The sequence below is a fragment of the Brevibacterium sp. FME17 genome, from assembly GCF_014897515.1.
GTDB lineage: Bacteria > Actinomycetota > Actinomycetes > Actinomycetales > Brevibacteriaceae > Brevibacterium.
In genome coordinates this window covers 1-18,620 of the sequence record NZ_JABUYD010000010.1, presented here as the reverse complement: position 1 = coordinate 18,620, position 18,620 = coordinate 1, and the positions used below count along the sequence as shown (strand labels likewise).

Annotated in this window: 15 protein-coding genes and 1 pseudogene; 1 reads left to right on the top strand and 15 read right to left on the bottom strand. The window is 63.1% G+C overall.

Annotated elements, in window-relative coordinates:
- Window positions 1-468 precede the first annotated feature (468 nt).
- Window positions 469-1,551 carry an NAD(P)/FAD-dependent oxidoreductase gene (locus INT40_RS10585; RefSeq protein WP_193096051.1) on the top strand — a complete coding sequence of 361 codons (1,083 nt, stop codon included), beginning with the start codon at window positions 469-471 and terminating at the stop codon, window positions 1,549-1,551.
- Between the two features lie 82 nt (window positions 1,552-1,633).
- On the opposite strand, the gene INT40_RS10580 is transcribed toward INT40_RS10585, so the two are convergent.
- The 15 genes and pseudogenes from INT40_RS10580 to INT40_RS10510 form a co-directional block, all read right to left on the bottom strand.
- The gene (locus INT40_RS10580; protein ID WP_101573928.1) at window positions 1,634-2,029 is read right to left on the bottom strand and encodes a universal stress protein; all 396 of its coding nucleotides are present in this window, start codon (window positions 2,027-2,029) and stop codon (window positions 1,634-1,636) included.
- Window positions 2,030-2,129: 100 nt separating this feature from the next.
- Window positions 2,130-3,560: an APC family permease gene (locus tag INT40_RS10575; RefSeq protein ID WP_257930219.1), complete on the bottom strand. Its 1,431-nt coding sequence runs from the start codon at window positions 3,558-3,560 to the stop codon at window positions 2,130-2,132.
- A gap of 40 nt (window positions 3,561-3,600) precedes the next feature.
- Complete coding sequence (locus INT40_RS10570; RefSeq protein ID WP_193071212.1) at window positions 3,601-4,311, bottom strand: type 1 glutamine amidotransferase; 711 nt, start codon at window positions 4,309-4,311, stop codon at window positions 3,601-3,603.
- A complete protein-coding gene (locus tag INT40_RS10565) occupies window positions 4,308-5,378 on the bottom strand; it encodes a dipeptidase (RefSeq protein WP_193096050.1) in 1,071 nt (356 codons plus the stop codon). Before INT40_RS10565 ends, INT40_RS10570 begins: the two co-directional genes overlap by 4 nt.
- A gap of 99 nt (window positions 5,379-5,477) precedes the next feature.
- The gene (locus INT40_RS10560; protein WP_101573920.1) at window positions 5,478-6,629 is read right to left on the bottom strand and encodes a DUF819 domain-containing protein; all 1,152 of its coding nucleotides are present in this window, start codon (window positions 6,627-6,629) and stop codon (window positions 5,478-5,480) included.
- A gap of 153 nt (window positions 6,630-6,782) precedes the next feature.
- Window positions 6,783-7,097, bottom strand: coding sequence for a DUF3870 domain-containing protein (locus INT40_RS10555; RefSeq protein WP_101573918.1), 315 nt, complete (start codon window positions 7,095-7,097; stop codon window positions 6,783-6,785).
- A gap of 71 nt (window positions 7,098-7,168) precedes the next feature.
- Entirely contained in the window at window positions 7,169-7,987 is an 819-nt protein-coding gene (locus INT40_RS10550) for a serine hydrolase (RefSeq protein ID WP_226831147.1), read from the bottom strand.
- A gap of 96 nt (window positions 7,988-8,083) precedes the next feature.
- Complete coding sequence (locus tag INT40_RS10545) at window positions 8,084-9,187, bottom strand: S66 peptidase family protein (RefSeq protein WP_193096049.1); 1,104 nt, start codon at window positions 9,185-9,187, stop codon at window positions 8,084-8,086.
- The gene (locus tag INT40_RS10540; protein ID WP_193096048.1) at window positions 9,180-10,835 is read right to left on the bottom strand and encodes an ATP-binding cassette domain-containing protein; all 1,656 of its coding nucleotides are present in this window, start codon (window positions 10,833-10,835) and stop codon (window positions 9,180-9,182) included. The genes INT40_RS10545 and INT40_RS10540 overlap by 8 nt, the downstream gene beginning before the upstream one ends.
- On the bottom strand, window positions 10,835-11,815 hold the full coding sequence (locus tag INT40_RS10535) for an ABC transporter permease (protein WP_226831145.1): 981 nt from the start codon (window positions 11,813-11,815) through the stop codon (window positions 10,835-10,837). Before INT40_RS10535 ends, INT40_RS10540 begins: the two co-directional genes overlap by 1 nt.
- Window positions 11,815-12,888, bottom strand: a complete 1,074-nt coding sequence (locus INT40_RS10530; RefSeq protein ID WP_319021973.1) for an ABC transporter permease — start codon at window positions 12,886-12,888, stop codon at window positions 11,815-11,817. Before INT40_RS10530 ends, INT40_RS10535 begins: the two co-directional genes overlap by 1 nt.
- Before the next feature lie 90 nt (window positions 12,889-12,978).
- Window positions 12,979-14,586, bottom strand: a pseudogene (locus tag INT40_RS10525) (ABC transporter substrate-binding protein).
- A 315-nt stretch (window positions 14,587-14,901) separates the two neighbouring features.
- Window positions 14,902-16,407 carry a diaminopimelate decarboxylase gene (locus INT40_RS10520; RefSeq protein WP_193096047.1) on the bottom strand — a complete coding sequence of 502 codons (1,506 nt, stop codon included), beginning with the start codon at window positions 16,405-16,407 and terminating at the stop codon, window positions 14,902-14,904.
- A gap of 149 nt (window positions 16,408-16,556) precedes the next feature.
- Entirely contained in the window at window positions 16,557-18,167 is a 1,611-nt protein-coding gene (locus INT40_RS10515) for a PucR family transcriptional regulator (protein ID WP_193096046.1), read from the bottom strand.
- A 93-nt stretch (window positions 18,168-18,260) separates the two neighbouring features.
- On the bottom strand, window positions 18,261-18,575 hold the full coding sequence (locus INT40_RS10510; RefSeq protein WP_193096045.1) for a hypothetical protein: 315 nt from the start codon (window positions 18,573-18,575) through the stop codon (window positions 18,261-18,263).
- Window positions 18,576-18,620: the final 45 nt, after the last annotated feature.

The following is an 18,620-nucleotide window of genomic DNA, read 5'->3' as shown; positions in this document are numbered from 1 at the left end:
GTCAACTGCTCTGTTGTCCGCCTGGCTCAAAGTCTACGCTCACCACAGACCCCAAGTCTATAGTTTTGTTCGATTATTTGGTTCCACGAGTAGAATTCTCCGACTACGTTCTATATTTGATCCTCTTCGAATGCGGAATCGGGCCAAGTAAGAGCACTCGCTGCCCATCGCTTCAGCGGGAGGGACGACCAGCCGACAGCCTCGGCAATGCGCTGTCTTGAACTGAGCAAGCCTCCGCAAGCCCGAACCGGCGGCGTGAAGCAGAGCGAACCGGCGGCGTGAAGCAGAGCGAGGAGGCAGCGTGAAACAGAGCGAACCGGCGGCGCGACACGACATAAGCACACACCCCAACCAAAGGTCCTCATGGCGCCACATTTTGCCGTTCGGAAAATCTGCTTGCGTATCGGGTGCCTGCTGGGTGAAACTGCAGAAGTCCCCGTTTCCTCACCCCACAAGCCAAGGACCGCTATGTCAGAATCACACGTCACACCGCAATACCAGTCCCACCCCAGAACACCGAACCAAGCCCGCCCCGCACAGCAGAGCCAGCAGAACCAACAAAGCCTGCAAAGTCAGCAGACGCTCACTGCCGAGGTGGCCATCATCGGTGGAGGCGCCGGTGGCCTGGCTGCTTCGATCGCGTTGGCCCGTTCGCTGCGCAGCATCATCGTCATCGATGCCGGCTCCCCTCGCAATGCACCGAGCGCTCACGCTCACAACGTCCTCGGCCACGAGGGCATCAACCCACTTGAGCTCGTGGCCAAGGGCCGTCGGGAAGCCGAAGCATATGGAGTCCAGTTCGTCGACGGCTCGGTCATCAGCGCCCAGAATGTTACGCAGGCACCAGAAAAGCTCAACTTCGCCCTCGAGACATCGTTGGGAGCCACCATCGAGGCGAAGCGAGTCGTCATCGCGACCGGCCTTACCGACGTACTCCCTGACATCCCTGGGCTGGCAGATGGGTGGGGCGAGACCGTCCTCCACTGCCCCTACTGCCACGGCTACGAGGTTCGCGGACAAAACATCGGCATCATCGGCACGACTGCGATGTCCTATCACCAAGCGATGATGTTCTCCCAGCTCAGCGACCACGTCACCTTCCTGCGCCACAAGGCTCCGGCACCGGACGAAGCGCAGGCGAAAATGCTCGACTCGCTCGGCATCTCCTATATCGATGCCGCGGTCGAAGCAGTGGAACGCACAGAAGCCGGAACCGAAGTCACGCTCGTCACCAGCCCTGAGGCCGGACCCGGCACCAACCATGACGCCGCCCCCGGCCTCTCAGACACAACCTTTGATGCTTTGTCCGTGGGACCCTATTTCCGCGCGAACGGCGAAATCTTCGAGCAGCTCGGCGGCACCGTCGTCGACCATCCGACCGGGATGGGTTCGTCAATCCCCGCCGAGGCGAACGGTGCGACCGAGGTGCCCGGTGTCTGGGCGGTAGGAAACAGCGCGGACATCTCGGCCATGGTGGTGGCGAGCGCAGCCAGCGGTGTCATGGTGGGTGCGCAGATCAACGCCGAACTCATCATGAGCTCGGTGTCGTAGCCGGCATGCCACGCCGGTGACCGCGGCTCAGCAGCTCAGCAGCTCAGCGGCTCAGCGCACACTCAACGACGAAGACATCAGTTCAGCGGCCGGCCTTCACACAGAGAACAGGACTGACGGCTTCCAGGATGACTCTCTGAATCGTCGACCCCAGGAGGAACTTCCCAACCGGGGTCCGCTTCCGGGTTCCGAGCACGATCAGCTCAGCATCCACCTCGGCGGCGGCATCGAGAATCTGCTCAGCGGGGTCGTACTCGCTGCCACGCGTGAGCACCCGCCCGTGCACGCCCGAACGCGAGAGGTAGTCCTGGACCGACTTGATCTCACCCTCGCCGAGGCGGTAGGAATCGCTGCGCTCGGATGATCGGGATGCGTTGACGACGACGAGATTCTGGCCGTCCTTCTTCGCCTCTGCGATCCCCTTGTCGAGGGCCGCGTGACCCGCTGGATTGTTGACGTAGCCCACGACGATGGTCATTTTTCACCTTCACTTGTTGAACGGATTGAACGAATTGAACGTGCTGAACGGATTGAATATGTCGAGCAGAAGACGGAAACTCCCACCGCCCCCGCAGCCCTCATGAGAGTTCTTCGGGGTTGCGGAACTTGGTGCTCGCGCCCTTGATCGAACGGTTCCAGAACCAGGTGACCGCCCAGAGGACGACGCCGATTCCGATCAGCGCCACTGCGATCTGATACTGGATGAGGTCGTCGAGACGAGCCCACGGCCCGACGAGGAACGCGCAGGTGAAGAGACCGATCCAGGGCAGGTAGGTCGGGGCCTTGAAGTGCTTGTGCTCGACCGTCTTCTTCCGCAGGACCAACACAGCAACGTTGACGACGGCGAACACTCCCAACAGCAGCAGCGAGGTCGTGCCGCCCAGGGACGCGGTCACCGTTTCCGGCAGCAGCGTGGTCACCGCGAAGATGAGGCAGAAGGCGATGATAGTTGTGAAGAGGATCGACACCCAGGGTGAGCGGCGTCCGCGCAGGACCTTCGCGAATACGGGCGGGAGCACGTTCTGCTTGGACATTCCGTACAGCAGGCGGCTGGCCATGAGCATGTTGATGAGCGCGGAGTTCGCGACTGCGAACATCGTCATGAAGGGAAATATCAGGTCGATCGGAAGCCCCGGAGCACCGGCCCTGACGACCTCCAACAGCGGCGTCTCACTCTCGGAGAGTTTTCCGATCGGCACCGCAGCGACTGCCACCAGTGAGACGAGCACGTAGATGACACCGGTGATCGACAGACCGGTGAGCATGATCTTGGGGAAGTCTCTCGGGTCTTTGGTCTCCTCGACCATGTTCACCGAGTCCTCGAAGCCGACCATGGAGAAGAAGGCCAGCGAGGTGGCGCCGGTGATCGCGAGGAAGACACCCTTGTCGTCTGCGGTTTCGAAGATCAGCACACGAGAGAAGTCGGCACTGCCCGATCCCAAAGCGAAGAAGCCGACCAGAATGACAAGCAGCAGGCCGCTGAGTTCGATCACCGTCAGCACGACATTGAACCACACGCTCTCCCCCACACCGCGGAGGTTGATCGCGGCGATGACGGCCAGGAAGCCGATCGCAATCCACATGACCCCCGTGCCCGACATGTCCCATCCGAACCCGGCCACCATGTTAGCGGCGAAGACGTTGGATGCTGTCGACGCCGAGGTGATCCCTGAGCTGAGGACGGCAAAGGCGACGAGGAACGTCACGAAGTGGATCCCGAACGCCTTGTGCGTGTACAGCGCGGCACCGGCCGCAGACGGGTACTTGGTGACGAGCTCCATATAGGAGAACGCCGTGATCAGCGCAACGGCGAAGGCCAGGATGACTGGAGCCCAGCCGGCGCCGCCGACCTGCCCGGCGACCTTGCCCGTCAACGCATAGACACCCGTCCCCAGGATGTCTCCGACGATGAAGAGAAGGAGCAGCTTGGGTCCCATGACCCGTTTCAAGGTCTCCGGCTGCTGCTCGGCCCCCGGCCCCGACTTAATGGTGTTCTCGCTGTGACTCACGATGGTTCCTCCGTGTTCGCCCGCGATCGCAGCCGTGCGATCACTGGTGTTTGCTGCGGACTACGTCGAGGAAGGCCGTCAGGAGCGCCTTCGCGTCCCGCTGACTGTCCTCACCGCGTTCCTCTGCCTGTTCCAGCAGGGTCTCTTTATTAAAACCTAGTTCCTGCAATTTGTCCGCGTCCCAGTTGCGAATATTCTGCCCTGTCGACTCGGGGTGGAACTGTGTGCCCCACGCGTTGCCGATTCTAAATGCTTGGAACCGACAAGCTGTACTTGTTGCCAACAGAGTCGCCTCGGGCGGCAGATCGACGATCCGATCAACATGACTTTCGACGAAGGCAGCGCGATTCCCGATCGCGGAGAACACAGGATCCTGTGCCGCGTCCTCGGTCATATCGATCCAGGTGTACCCCTTCTCCGGCGCACCGGTCCGGGCCCGCACGTCCCCGCCGATGACATGAGCGATGAGCTGTCCGCCCAGGCAGATGCCGAACTGCGGCAGATCCGTCTCCAGAGCATGGCGCGAGAGCCGCGCCTCGGCCTCGAGCCACGGTGCCCGGTCGGTCTCATCGGGCATATACCCGCCACCGAGCATGATCAGCCCATCGTAATCACTCAGCGCACTCGGTTCCGGCAGACGGGAGACGCCGCCGATGCGCAGGTCGAACTCGATGTTCTCGGAGATCATCCACTGTGTGAGCAGCCCCGGCTGGGATTCGATGTGGTTGACGATGATGAGGAGCCGAGTCATGACGGCTGCCCCGCCGAGGTTGCCGTGCGTTCCGTACCCGCCGAGGTCCCCAGGAAGCGTGTGTACGCATCCTCATGTGCTTCGAGGACGCGCATCGCATTGTCGAAGCCGAGCTTGCGCAGGTCTGATTCCGACCAGCCGCGACCGGCCAACTCCTCAAACAGCGCAGGATACTGCCCGGCATCGCCGAGGCCGCTCGGCAGCTCATCGACACCGCAGATGTCGCCGCCCAATCCGATGTGGTCGATTCCGATCCGTTCGCGTACGTAATCGCAGTGGTCGGCCACATCGGCCACAGTCACCTCGGGGGCGGTGCCGTTCTCCCCTGCTTCCACCCATTCGCGGCGCGCGTTGGAGACGAAGGAGGGGACGAAGGTCATCATCGCCACTCCCCCGTTGCCGGGCACCCGGTCGAGGACGTCGTCGGGGATGTTGCGCGCATGCGGGTTGAGTCCGTGGGCGCAGGAGTGGCTGAAGATCACGGGCAGGGTAGAGATGTCCAGGGACTGGTGCATGACGCTGGGCGCGACGTGGGAGAGATCGACGATCATGCCGATCCGGTTCATCTCCGCCACGACCTCGCAGCCGAATTCGCTCAAGCCCCCATGCTGCGGCTCGTCCGTGGCCGAGTCCGCCCAGGAATGCGTCGTCGACCACGTCAGGGTCATATACCGGGACCCGGCGCGCGCATAGGAGCGCAGCACAGCCAGCGATTCGTCGATCTGCTGCCCGCCTTCCACACCCATAAGCGAAGCGACCTTTCCGGCGTCTCGCGCGGCGACCACCTCGGCGGCGGTGCGGGCGAACTGGAGCCGTTCGGGATAGCTCGTGACGACACGCTGCACGGCGTCGATCTGCTCCCAGGTGGCCTTGATCGCATCAGCGCCGGTGATCGAGGAATGGACGTAGACCGACCAGTACTGTGCGGCGACGCTGCCCTCCCGCAGCTGATCCATCGTGGTGAACGGCGAGACCTTGGGATCGTTGAGTCCCTCAACGCTGTAGTCACGCTCCTCACGCAGATACCAGGCGAGGTCGTTGTGTCCGTCGAAGACGTCGTATGTCATGAGTGTGCTCCTTCAGTTCGGATGGTCATCGGTAAGCTCGGGTGGTCATCGGTGGGTTGAGTGGAAGTCTCTGCGGTCTCAGGCGCCGAATCAAGCTCATCATCCGATGCCCGACATCAGCTGCGCCGACCACAGTCCGAGGAAGGTTCCAGAGAACGTTCCGATGAGCGCGAAGAGCACGCCCACCGGCACCAGCTGACGATTGAATGCGCCCGCGACCACCGGCGCCGAGGCGATTCCCCCGATGTTCGCGGTGCTGGCCACGGCGATGCTGAACAGTTCGGTCTTCGTCAGCTTCGCATAGACGAGCATGATGACGATGTGGACGAGGAGCACGATCACACCGGCGACCAGATAGATCGGTGCTTCGGCCAGCGAAGTGAAGTCGGATCCGGAGGCGATGATGCCGATGATGAGGTAGAGCATAATGGTCGCGAGCTGACTCGAACCTGCGGCCCGCCCCCACCGAGTCGACCCGATGATGAGGCCCAGGATACTCACGATGAGGATCGTCCAGGCCGAGGCGTTGATCACCGTACCCACTTCCGGCAGCAACTCGCCCGCCTTGGCGGCCAGGGCAGAGACGAGGAGGGCGAAGCCCAGCAGACCGATGATCGAGGACAGGGTCATCGGCTTCTCCTCCTCGTCGGTGACCCGATCGGCGAAGTCGAACTTCGAGGTATCTGCCTTCGTCCATCTGTTGAACTTATCGGAGACCGCGACCGAAGAGAAGATGAGGAGCAGCCAGAAGGAGTAGAGGACTGTGTCGACGATGAGCACGTAGCCGAAGATGGCCTCCGGCGCCTCCAAGATGTTCTGAACAGCGACCATGTTCGCTGAACCGCCGGTCCATGACGCGTTGAGCGCGCCGAGGGCCTTCCAGGATTCGGGAGCCAGTGCCGAATGCACGATCAGGTAGGCGACGATGAAGCCGATCATGATGCTGGCGGCCGTGACTACGAAGGTCAGCAGCAGCTTCGGTCCGAGGCGGATGATCTGCCGTACATCGCATTTGAACAGCAGGAGCAGGATCATCGCCGGCAGCAACGCGTCCTGCAGCCCGTCACCGACGCCGTCGATCGCGTCGTGGTCGAACAAGCCGACCGTGTTGAGCAGGGCCGCCACGATGTAGAGGAAGACGAACCCGGGGACATATTTGAATACTTTGAATTTCCCGCTGCGGTCGGCGACGACGAGAACCGCCGAAATCGCCAGCAGCAGGCTGATGAATAGAAAACCGTCCGTGATCACAAACGACACTCCTTCAGGTGGATTGGACCGCGCCGCGACGCCCCCGGTTCAGTCCACGAGGTGCAGGCGCAGTGTGCGGTGAAGCCATGTGCGGTTGTCGATTGGATCCGGTCCGGTGGGGACCCAGGCAATCTTGGTGGTCGAGGACTCGTCTCAGCTAGAGGTTGGGAGCTCCTGGTACTTCTTCGCTGCGTTGTTCACAGCGACGATGAGCGCCTTCTGGGAGGACCCGTGGTATCTGGCTGTGATCGAATCCGTGAGTCGACCGGTGTCCCTGATGTCTGCGTCGATGAACAGGCTCCTGATGAACTTCCTTGTCAGGGCCAACGTCGCCGAGCAGTCGACATCGAGGACTCGATGTGTCTCCGCCTCGATCTCGAAGGCGATGTAGAACAACCCGTACTGTGCCATGATCGGGTTGTTCGACGGCGCCTTCGCTTCGCCGGTGAGGTAGATCGAGGAAGTCATAGGACATCAACGATACTCGAGGAAGAGCGTGTGACAGTCCACATTCTCGAGTCGTTCGATATCCGGTCTTCTCAGAGGAAGCGGTGGATGGCGTCGCCGGCTTCGCGCATGATCGGCATGACGTCGACGACCCGGTCCGTGTCCTTCTCCCAGTTTGCGAACACGGCGTAGGCGACGCGACGGGTCGGTGTCATCGCGATCCCGGAGTCGGCGCGAATCGTCCCGTTCGTGCCGGTCTTGTTCCATACCCACACGTCACGCTGGTAGTTGTAGTGGGCCAGCGGGTCGAGGTCGAACGCCGAGGCGACCATCGAGGTGTCCGCGCCGGCTCCCAACCAACGGCGAAAGATCTCGTTCGTCGACTCGTCCCAGAACTCGTCTTTCGCATGCCGGGCCATGAGGTTGCTGAACTCGGTCGCGGTGCCCGTCGACAGGGTGCGCGGTGCCTTGGCCGGACGAGGCCAACGGAGGAAGTCGTGGAGTCCGGAACTGCGATACCCCAGGTCTTCGACCTGGCGGGCGACGTTCTCGAGGCCGATGCGACGGATGAGCACATTGGTCGCGAAGTTGTCGCTGAAGGCTCCGACGAGCACGGCCACGTCGTAGACGCTCAGATCATCCTGCTCCATGAGGTACCAGATGCCGGATTCGTCGACCCGTTCCGAGGGCCGCCGTGACAGGCGCTCGGACAGGTTGAGACTGCCGTTGACGTGCATCTGCAGGACCGTGTGCAGGAGGAACACCTTGCCCATGCTGGCGGTGTCGAGCTCGTCGTTCTCGTTGTGGGCGAAGACGCGTTCGCCGCTGTCGATATCGAAGGCCAGGGCGCTGAAGCGCACTCCCGGCAGGCGGTCGAAGTCCACGTCACCCATGTTCACGTCTTCAGTCATTTTGTTCGCATCCTCAATCATCGCGTGTATTCCTCATCTCCATCGAAGTCCCGGAAGCCCTGGAATCCTTGGAAGTCCTCCAGCATCACAGTCCCCTCACGCTCCGTCCACCCACATTCGCGGTCTGCCCTGGGCCGGAGCCTCGAGCGTGACGGCGACTCCCAGCGGTGTGCTCGGCGCGTCGGGGTCATGCCCGAAGCCCATCTCGCTGACGATCGGAATGCCCGCCTCGCCGAGGTAGTCCATGATCAATGCCTCGACCTCGGCTATCTCCGCGCAGTCCTGCCAGGAGCCCAGCACCACCGCGTCTGCCGAGTCGAACCAGCCGCCGCGCACCAGCTGCACGAGCAGATTGTCGAGACGGTAGAGCTCCTCGTCGACGTCCTCGAGCAGAAGGATCGAAGGTCCGCTGCGCTCACGCAGCTCACGCACCCCGGCCAGCTCCGGGCTTCCCATCCCGGCCGCGACCAGACTGAGGTTTCCCCCGCCGAGGCGGCCCTTCGCAGTCCCCGGAACCAACGTCCGCGCCCGGCTGAGCGGGCGAGAATACGCCGCACCGTCCTCCGCGGCCAACCCGAGTTCACCGTCTCCCTCCGGGAACCCGGGTTCGCGGTCGTCTGCCGGGAACCCGAGTTCACGGCCGCCCCAGGGTTCGAACAGCCAGGTGGCCACCTCGGCGGGGACGACTGTGGAGTTCTTGAACGGATCGTTGCCGACCATCGGGCAGAACAGCGTCGCCACCGACAGGTGGTGGTCCCAGGCCTGGTGCAGGGCGGTGATGTCCGAGGACCCGGTGAGCAGCTTGGGCCGCCCATCCGGCCGCAGTGCGTGCTCGCGCATGAGATCGAAGTCGATGCCGTCCAGGAGGCGCATCGCCCCGAAACCGCCCCGCAGTGCGATGACCGCAGCGACGTCCGGATCGCACCAGGCATCGATGAGGTCGGCTCGGCGCTGTTCGTCGGTTCCTGCCAGGTATTTCACGCGCGGGTGGCGAGCGCGAATGTTGTCGCCGACGACGACACGCAGCCCCCAGGATTCGAGCTGCGCAATCGCGCGCAGCAGGGACTCCTCATCGGTCGGGCCCGAGGGAGCGATGAGACGGACGCTGTCGCCGGCCTGCAGCGGCACCGTGTCAAGGTACGGACTGACGCCTGCGAGCGCAGTCGCAGCGCCCGAGGTGATTGTGGTGGAGCTATTCATGCGTGACCAGACTCTGACTTCCCAATCGGGGAACTGCGGCGAGGAGTTCCTGCGTGTATGTGTGCTGCGGGTTCGCCAGCACGGTGTCGACGTCACCGTATTCGACGATCTCGCCCTGCTTCATCACGGCCACGGTGTCGGCGATGTTCCACGCCAGTCCGAGGTCGTGGGTGATGATGAGGGCGCTCATGCCCAGGTTCTTCTTCAGCGCCAGGAACAGGGAAAGGATCTCCCCTCGCACCGAGGCGTCGAGGGAGGCGACCGGTTCATCGGCGATGAGCACCTGTGGATCCAGAGCAAGTGCCCCGGCGATGACGACGCGTTGCCGCTGTCCGCCGGAGAGTTCCTGCGGGATCGATTCGAGATAGTCTGCGGCCGGTGTCAGCTCGGCCGCCTCGAGCGCCCCGATGACCCGGTGGTATTCGTTGTCGGTCAGCTTCTGCACGCGCAGTCCCTCAACCACCGCTTCGTAGACGCTGCGCTTCGGATTGAGTGAACCAGAGGGGTCCTGGAGGATCATCTGCACCTGGCGACGGAATGTGCGCAGGGCCTTCGCCTTCTTCGGCAGCGCCTTGCCCGCGAACTCCATCTGCGAGCCCGGATCCACCTCCTGCAGGCCAAGCAGTGATCTGGCCAGGGTCGTCTTCCCCGACCCTGACTGGCCGACGACGGCGAGGATCTCTGCCTTGTGCAGCGCCAGATTCACGTCGCGCACGGCCCGTTCCCTGCCCTGCCTGGTGTCGAAGGAGACGTTGAGGTTCTTGGCCTCGAGGACCACCTCATCGGTCATCGTGTACGGCTGGGCCCGGCGCACCTCGGCGGGCTTGAGGGTGCGCGGATTCATCCGCGATTCGGCGTCACCGATCTGTGGGAACGCACCCGCCAGCTGCTTCGTGTAGTCCTCTTCCGGGTCCAGGCAGACTCGGTCGCTGGGACCGTATTCGACGAGCCTGCCGTGGCGCATGATCGCGAGGTTCTCACACACCGCGGAGAGCACGGCGAGGTCGTGACTGATCATGAGCAGGGAGATTCCGCGTTCGGCCACGAGCTTCGCCAGGCCCACGAGAATCTGCTTCTGCACAATGACGTCGAGGGCGGTGGTCGGTTCGTCGGCGACGATGATGTCGGGTTCGCAGGCCAGAGCCATGGCGATCATGATCCGCTGCTTCTGCCCACCGGAGAGCTCATGCGGATAGGCCACTGCCTTGCTCTTATCGAGATCGACCTCGTCGAGGAGTTCGAACATCCGATCCCGTCGTTTGGCGGGTGTGGTCCAGGTGCCCTTCGCATGATGTTCGAGGGCCTCGATGATCTGCCCGCCGACCTCACGGACCGGGTTGAGCGAGTGCAGGGCGCCTTGGAAGACGATCGAGGCCTGCGCCCAGCGCACCGCTCGGATCTCACCGAAGCTGAGGTCCTGAACGTCTTTCCCGCCGAGGCTGACCTGTCCGTCGATCTTCGCGGACTTGGGCAGCAGACGCAGCACCGACATGATCAGTGTGGACTTGCCCGATCCGGACTCCCCGGCAATGCCGAGAGTGGCTCCGGTGGGCAGGTCGAGGCTGATGTCGCTGACTGCGGGGACGTCGCCCCGGGCCGAGGCCGAGCGGTAGGTGATAGAGACCTTATCGAATCTGAGGTCGGTCATCAGCGACTCCTCAGGGCTGGGTTGATGATGGCTTCGAATGCGCGTCCGACCATAGTGAAGGCGAGCACCACGAGCAGGATCGCGATGCCGGGGGTGAGCACGTACCACCAGTAGCCGGAGGTCGCAGCGGAGATGTCCATCGAGTTCTTCAGAATCGTTCCCCAAGACTCCTTGCTCGTATCCCCCAGCCCTAAGAAGGACAGGGTGGATTCGGCGATGATCGCACTGCCGACGGTCAGCGTCGTGTTCGCCAGCACCAGCGGCATCACCGCGGGCAGCATGTGCTTGAACAGAATGTGACGATGTCCGGCGCCGAGGATGCGCGCCCTTTCGATGTAGAGCCGGGACTCCACGCTCAAGGTCTGGGACCGCACGATGCGCGCAGTCGACGCCCACGAGGTGATTCCGATCGCGACGACGATCGTGAAGACGCCGCGTTCGAGGACGGAGGAGAGGACGATCGCCAGCAGCAGTGAGGGCAGGACGATGAAGAAGTCGATGATACGCATGACCACTGCGCCGAAGAGACCAGAGAAGTGGCCCGCTGCCAGCCCCATGACGGTGCCGATGACCATCGACATGACGGTCGCCGCGACGCCGACGAGGATGGATACGCGGGCTCCCCAGAGGATCCGGATCCAGAGTTCGCGGCCCAGGTTATCGGTGCCCAACGGGTGGTCGAGGCTCGGCGGGGCGTAGCGGGGCACATCGAGCTGCTTCGTCACATCGAGCATGGAGGCGGGAGCGATGAGCGGGGCGAAGATCGCGATCAGGATGAAGAAGATGAGGAGGATCGCCCCGACCATCGCGGGAATGTCGGAGCGGAACAAGGACCAGTTCTTCTTGACGTTGTTCAGCCGGCGTTCGCGGACGAGTTTCGTCCCGTCGATGACGGAGGCGTTCACCTCGGCAGCGTTCGACTCGGCAGCGTTCGACTCGGAGGCACTTCCTGACGGAGTCGTCGGTAAGGAATTGCTCATCAGGCCCTCCTGACTCGTGGATCGAGGAACCGGTAGACGATGTCTGCCGCCAGGTTCATGAGAATGATGATGGCCGAGAACACGACGAAGGTGCCCTGCAGCAGCGGCAGGTCGGGCCCGCTGATCGCTTCGAATGTGAGCTTACCCAGGCCCGGCCAGGAGAACACGGCTTCGACGGTGACGGCACCGGCGATGAGCCCGCCGATGTGCATGAACACGACGGTGACCGTAGGCAGCAGAGCGTTGGGCACCGCGTGGTTCTTGCGCACTTCGTCCTCGGTCAGGCCCTTGGCGCGTGCTGTGGTCAGGTAGTCCTCGCTCATCTCTTCGATGAGCGAGGCGCGCATGACCATGAGGAACTGCGCGTAGACGACTGCCACCATGGTGATGACGGGCAGGATCAGATGCTTGACGACGTCGATGATGCCGGCGAAGGACCATGGGTCGAGTCCGGGCGTGATCATCCCGCCTGTGGGCAGCCATTGCAGGGTGCCGCCGAAGATCATGAGCAGGATGAGGCCCAGCCAGAAGGTGGGCACCGACCAGAACACGAGCGAGGTCGACGAAGCGATTTTGTCGAAGAGCGAGTTGCGGTGCCAGGCCGAGAGCTGACCCAGCCACAGGCCCAGGCCGATCGCGAGGACCGCGGCCGTGGCTGTGAGCAGAAGTGTCGGTCCCATATATTCGACGATGAGCGAGGCAACCGGTTTGCGGTAGACGTAGCTTTCGCCGAAGTCGCCGGTGAAGATGCCGACCAGGTAGTCCCAGAACTGGACGACCACCGGTTTGTCCAGGCCGTACTGACTGCGCAGCTCGGCGATCTGTGCCGGGCTCATGGGCCGTTCCTTGGCGATCTTGAGCACGGGGTCACCGGGCAGCATGCGGAATGCGAAGAAGCCGAGGACGATGACGAGGATCATCGAGGTCAGGGCACCGCCGAGTTTGCGCAGCAGGTAGCCCAGGAACGACCCGCCCTTCGGCGGTTCGTCCATGTCGCGAGCGACTTGGACGCCTGTGCCACCAGGGTCAGGACCACCCGGCGGGGTGGGGAGGTCATGCGTCGGTGTTGTCACTGGGAAACTCCTGGTCTCGCAGGGGGAAGCGTGTGATGTCGGCGAGCGCCGTGGTTACGACGCTCGCCGACGATGGTTCGCAGGTGGGGACTATTCGCGATCGTCGGACTTCTTGCGACGGCTGATCAGGAAGCCGCCTCCGCCGATGACCACGATGGCTGCCGCGGCGATGGAGATCCAGCCGCCGGCCCCCATGCCGCCGCCCTCACCGGACGTGTCGTCCGCGCTGGCGGGTTCCACCGAGGTGTATCCCCAGTAGCCGACCTGGTTGGCGATGATGCCGCCGTCGGTGGGCTGCTTGGTGAAACCGGTGAACCGGTCCGAGCGGTAGGCCTCGAGCTGATTCGGGTACCACAGCGTCACCGAAGGTGTGTCCTCGTAATGCTGGGCCAAAGCCTTGTGCACGAGGTCGACGCGTTTCTTCTCATCAAGCTCGGTGTGCTGGGCCTTGTAGAGCTTGTCGAAGGCCTTGCTGCAGTACCCGTCCTGGCTTGTCCCGCCGTTGCCGTCGGCGTCGGGGCGCTGGCCACAGGTGTTGAGGCCGAGTTGGTAATCGGGGTCCGGGTTGATCGACCATCCCGAGAAGTACATGTCGTAGTCGCCCTTGGTGGTGCGCTCCGACACGGTGTCAACATCGCTGGCTTCGTTCTTGAGCTTGATGCCGATGTCCTTCATCCACGGTTCGAGGAATTTCGCCGTGTTCTGTTCGACAGTGGCATCTGAGTCGGTGAGGAAACGCAGCTCGAGCTTCTTGCCGTCCTTCTTGCGGATGCCGTCGGAGCCTTCCTTCCAGCCAGCGTCGTCGAGCAGCTTCTTCGCCTTCTCAACGTCGAATCCGGAAACCACCGGATTGTCAGCGGGCAGTGCCCACTTCTCGTAGACCGAGGGGATGAAGCTTGTGGCCGGCTGAGCGTAGTCCTGCATGACCTGTTTGCGCAGAGTGTCAACGTCGATTCCGGCACGGATGGCCTGGCGGACCTTCTTGTCCTTCAGCGCCTTGTTGCCGGTTCCGAACTCGTTGTTCTTCGCATCTGCGACGCCCGGGTTGATGGAGATTCCCTGGAACCGGCGACCGTTGCCGACATTGGTCTCGACGTTGTCGGCGCCTTCGACGGCTTTGAACTGCTCAGGGGTCAGTCCGGTGATGAAGTCGACTTCGCCGGAGCGGATGGCCTGCACCTGAGCATCGGAGTTCGTGTAGTAGCGGTACTGGATCTCATCGATCTTGGGCTCACCGCGCCAGAAGTTCGGGTTGGCCTTGAGCGTGACGGACTTGTTCGCCTCGTAGCTCTCCAGCTGGAACGGTCCCGAGCCCACGGACTTCTTGTCGTTCTTGAACTTGCCGGGCTTGTCGACCTTCGACCAGATGTGTTCCGGCACGACCGGAATCTCCTGGCCGGGGTTGTTCGACTGCGGCTTCTTCAGTGTGATGACCACAGTCTGATCGTCTGGGGTCTCGACCTTGTCGAAGTTCTCGACGAGGCCCCCGTTGGCCACCGCCAGTTCGTCCTTCTTCATCATCTGGTTGTAGGTCTAGGCGACGTCCTTGGCCGTGAGCGGTTTTCCGTCGGACCACTTCATGTCGGGACGCATCTTGTACGTCCAGACCTTGCCCTTGGAGTCGGTGTCCCATTCGGTGGCGAGTCCCTCGGTGACCTGAGCGTCTTCGGCACTGTTGTTCACGAGATTCTCGTACATGTACCGGAACGTGTTCGTCGGCAGCAGGTAGAAGGAGGTGAACGGGTTGAACGAATCGATGAAGCCATCTGTCGCGATCCGCAGAACCTTGGAGTCATCAGCAGCGTCAGTGGCTTCCGTGGTCTCTGCTTGGGCAGGGGATGTGGCAAGAGAGCCGACCAGCGCCATTGCCGCGAGGCCGGCAAGGCCTGTTACCAGCCGCTTGCGCAGCTTGTATTGAGCGAACATCATTGTCCTTTGTCTCGATCTGGAGATTCAGTTATCGGTCGTTGCAGGTGAGAGCCTGCTCACACTTCATCTTAAGTTCTCGGGAACTCAATTCGGAGCAAGCGCGCCCTGTCGTTTCGCGCCATTCTCACCCGCTTTCGGCACTTCGGTGATCAACGGCTGAAGCCGGGTCTCCCCTGACTGGGCGAGGACCTCGGCGAGGCTCTGGCCGCGCCGGATGAGCGAGAATTCAACGCCTTGTTCACTGCCCCCGTCGCTGTCCCTCTCGCCGAGGTGGCTGTGGACGTCCGCGTCGCCCGTGCTTGCGCCCACCCGGTACCCGAATACCGGCACCCGCGGCAGCAGGTTGTAGGAGAACGGGTTGGAGAAGTAGTAGGCACCGGTGTCGGGCACGGCCACGATGTCACCGGCGTCGAGGCGCGGCAGCATGCGCTCGCGGGCCAGCAGGTCACCGGCAAAGCAGGCGGGGCCTGCGACATCGGTGGGGACCGCCTCGGCGGATTTGGGATTGCCGTCCGGGGTGAAGGGGAGGACACGCAGCGGCCAGTCGGCGGGGGCATAGGCCGTGCGGGTGGCGACCTGGACGCCGGCGTGGGTCATCGCGATGTGCCGGCCACCAGTGGTCTTCGCGTATTCGACGTGAGTGAGGATGGTGCCGGCCTTGGCCAGCAGTGCACGCCCGAATTCGGTGATGATGTCGAAGTCGAACAGGTCCGGAACCTGCTCCTCGAGCACGGCTCGGTATTCGGCGAATGTCGGCGTGATGTCCTCGCCGGCGAAGTTCACGGGCAACCCCCCGCCGATGTCGATGCGGGTGATCTGACGCTCCCGTCCGTGGACCTGGGCGGCGCGAGCGTTGACCTCCTTCGCCAACTCGACGACGACGTCGATGCCTGCCGCCGCCTGGTCTAGGCCGATGCCCTGAGAGCCCGAGTGGACGTGGATCTGGGTGAGCCAGGGACGTGCCAGGTAGGCCTCGATGAGTGCTTCGCGGGCGCCCGGGTCGGCCAGTCCGATGCCGAACTTCGAGGTCTGTGTGGCGGTGGACAGGGCACCGATTGTGCCCGTGCCCGACTGCGGATTGATCCGGACCCCTACCCTCGCCGAGGTGACGACGGAGTCGGACGCCTGCGCCGAGGTGGCCTGCCCATCGAAGATCGCGTCGAGTCGCTCGAGTTCTTCGAAATTGTCGATGTTCATCGACACACCGAGTGACACGGCGCGCTTGAGCTCGGTCATCGTCTTCGCCGGGGAGTCGAAGACGATGGTCTCCGGCGTGAAGCCTGCGGCCAGTGCGAGTTCGAGTTCACCTGGACTGGCGACCTCACAGCCCGCACCCGCCTCCGCATAGAAACGCAGAAGGGGCTGGAGCGGCACGGCCTTGCAGGCCACCGCGTGGAGGATCTCGGACTGGCCGACGAACACAGAGGACAGACGCTGGTATGCCGTTTCGATCTGGTCGAGGTCGATGAGCCCGATCACCGGAGTCGCATCGTCAAGCTGCGGGACGTGGCCTTCCGTGCTGTTCGCGATTGCCTTGATCGCTCGATTACGGATGACCTGAACCGATGGCCCCGACTGGTTGCTGTGCATGCTGTCCTTCGTTCGTGTTGTGCTGTCACCATAGAACGTGAGGACCAGGACGAACGGACAATAATCTGCCAAACTTCGGTGTTACCTCTTGTGAGAAGCGCACAGTGCTGGAAGCCTCTACATCGAATCAGCGTCGGAACTGCTCCGCGTCAGCCCTGCTCGCGGTCGAAGACGAGCACCGCGAGCTCCAGCCACAGCCGTCCGGCACGCTCTGCCGTCGACAGCCCTGTGATCTCCTCGATCCGGTTGAGACGATGCCGCAGGGAATTCGTGTGCACATGCAGACGACGGGATGCCTCGGCGGAATTGCCGACGGTCGCGAAGTACACACGCAGGGTCTCGAGCAGCTGCCCTTGATGCCTCGCATCGTGGGCGGCCAGCAGCCGCGCAGGCTCGGTGATGCGAGGCCCCACCGAGAGCAGGGCGTCGGCGGCTTCAAGCCCGACAAGTTCAGCGGCGACGTCCGCGGCTGTCGCCCCGCGCACCAGATCCGTCTCCGAGACAGAAGCAGAACCCTCGAGGGTGGAGTTGTCGCTCTTGGTCCCTGCAGCCAGCAGCGCGTCGACGACGTACACGGCTTCGGTCCATGACCGGTGCACATAGTCGAGGCGCTCAACCGAGGCGCCCACTCCGAAGCGAAGCGGCTCGGTCTGAGACAGGGACCGGCGCAGGGCCGAGACGACGTGCTCCTTGATCTCGACTGCCGTCATGCCAGCGCTCATGTGCACGAGCACGGCCAGGTGTCCGTCGGTTCCGACGTGTGCGAGCACGGCATCGGCGAAGGCGGCCCGCAGATGAAATCTCAACACGGGCTCCTTCTCAGGTTCCACCTCGGCGAAGGCCAGGGTTGCATAATGCCCGGAGAAGGGCAGAGCGAGCAGGGTCGCGGCCGGCCCCAGGTCCGGTGATCCGCCGAGGATCGTGGCGAGGGCCTCCCGACGGATCCGCTTCTCGAATGGGGAGCGTCGCAGGGTCCGCAGCATCACGGGGATCGCCGCGCGGGCAGCGTCACGCAGGACCTCGCGCAGCGACGCGGGATCCACCGCATCCGGGTAGGCGGCCCAGATCGTACCGAGCAGCTCGCCCTCGCTGCGCAGCGCGATCACCGAACGGGCAGGAGTGGCCCCCGCGGCTGGCCTCTCGACGACATCGGTCGAACGGCGCACCACGTCGAGGAACCCGGACTCCTCAAGCTCGGCGATGCGCCACTCGGGGATTGCACCGGAGAGGATCGTCTCGCGTCGAATGTCATCGATCTCATCGCCGAGATTGGAGTGCGCAAGCACTCGTGAGGCCGGGTCTTCGATCGTGATCGACGCCCCCGTCAGCTCCGCGATGACTGCGGCCAGGGCGCTGAGATCATCGACGTCGGGCCAGGCCAGAGCACTGGAGGCACCTTCGTTGAGCTGCCGCAGGTGCACCAGCACCTCGGACCAGGTCACGCCCGTGGACCGTTCCAGCAGAATCGGCGAGGTTGTTGTGTCTGTCCGCTCGCCGAGGTGGATGTGAGTTCCAGGTGGCACGATGAGTGCCGCGGCTCCGTGTAATCGTGCGCGGATCGCGTTGAGTCCGGCCACACCGTCCACGGCTTCGGTGACGAGGATGACGGCTCCTCCCAGACCGACTTCCGAGGTCCGAAGATCGAGGTCGAACTCGATCCGAGTCACCTCGACGTCGGTTTCGGCTTGAGTCAGGGGAAGCAGAAAGCCCGCAGTCTCACGCAACAGGCGGGAGACGCGCAGGGCATTCGTTTCACTCATATACCCACTGTAGTCAACAGTGCACCCGCACACGGCGTGACCCGAGCAGCTGTCGAATCTGTGACCCGACCATCTGCTGAATCTGCTCGGGCTTCAGACATTCCGCAGTTCGACGGGGATCGATCGCCACCACCAGCCGCTCGTCGGATCGTTTTCGCCGTGCCTGTTCAGGTACGTCTCCAGCTTCTGTCTCGTGTCATGGTTTCCGTACTGCACTTCGATGATCGCGCCTGAACACCGGCTGGTCGCAGATGCGTAGGAATCATCGAAGGTGGGAAAGTCTGCGACCGCGTCCTCGACGACGCTTTGGGCGGGGACCTCTTCACAGCCGGCGTGTGAGGCCACGTTGTCGTAGAGCACATCTTGTCCGAGGTCGGACCGGATGAAGAGGACTGCGGAAGTTGTCAAGGTGAATGAGGCCAAAGGGAGTTAGGCGGCTTGCTGATCGACGAC

Bases quoted from the DNA above. Each gene is read 5' to 3' on its own strand.
- INT40_RS10545 (WP_193096049.1), bottom strand. From the start codon at position 9,187: ATGAATAGCTCCACCACAATCACCTCGGGCGCTGCGACTGCGCTCGCA.
- INT40_RS10520 (WP_193096047.1), bottom strand. From the start codon at position 16,407: ATGCACAGCAACCAGTCGGGGCCATCGGTTCAGGTCATCCGTAATCGA.
- INT40_RS10570 (WP_193071212.1), bottom strand. From the start codon at position 4,311: ATGACTCGGCTCCTCATCATCGTCAACCACATCGAATCCCAGCCGGGG.
- INT40_RS10580 (WP_101573928.1), bottom strand. From the start codon at position 2,029: ATGACCATCGTCGTGGGCTACGTCAACAATCCAGCGGGTCACGCGGCC.
- INT40_RS10515 (WP_193096046.1), bottom strand. From the start codon at position 18,167: ATGAGTGAAACGAATGCCCTGCGCGTCTCCCGCCTGTTGCGTGAGACT.
- INT40_RS10535 (WP_226831145.1), bottom strand. From the start codon at position 11,815: ATGAGCAATTCCTTACCGACGACTCCGTCAGGAAGTGCCTCCGAGTCG.
- INT40_RS10550 (WP_226831147.1), bottom strand. From the start codon at position 7,987: ATGACTGAAGACGTGAACATGGGTGACGTGGACTTCGACCGCCTGCCG.
- INT40_RS10540 (WP_193096048.1), bottom strand. From the start codon at position 10,835: ATGACCGACCTCAGATTCGATAAGGTCTCTATCACCTACCGCTCGGCC.
- INT40_RS10585 (WP_193096051.1), top strand. From the start codon at position 469: ATGTCAGAATCACACGTCACACCGCAATACCAGTCCCACCCCAGAACA.
- INT40_RS10565 (WP_193096050.1), bottom strand. From the start codon at position 5,378: ATGACATACGACGTCTTCGACGGACACAACGACCTCGCCTGGTATCTG.
- INT40_RS10555 (WP_101573918.1), bottom strand. From the start codon at position 7,097: ATGACTTCCTCGATCTACCTCACCGGCGAAGCGAAGGCGCCGTCGAAC.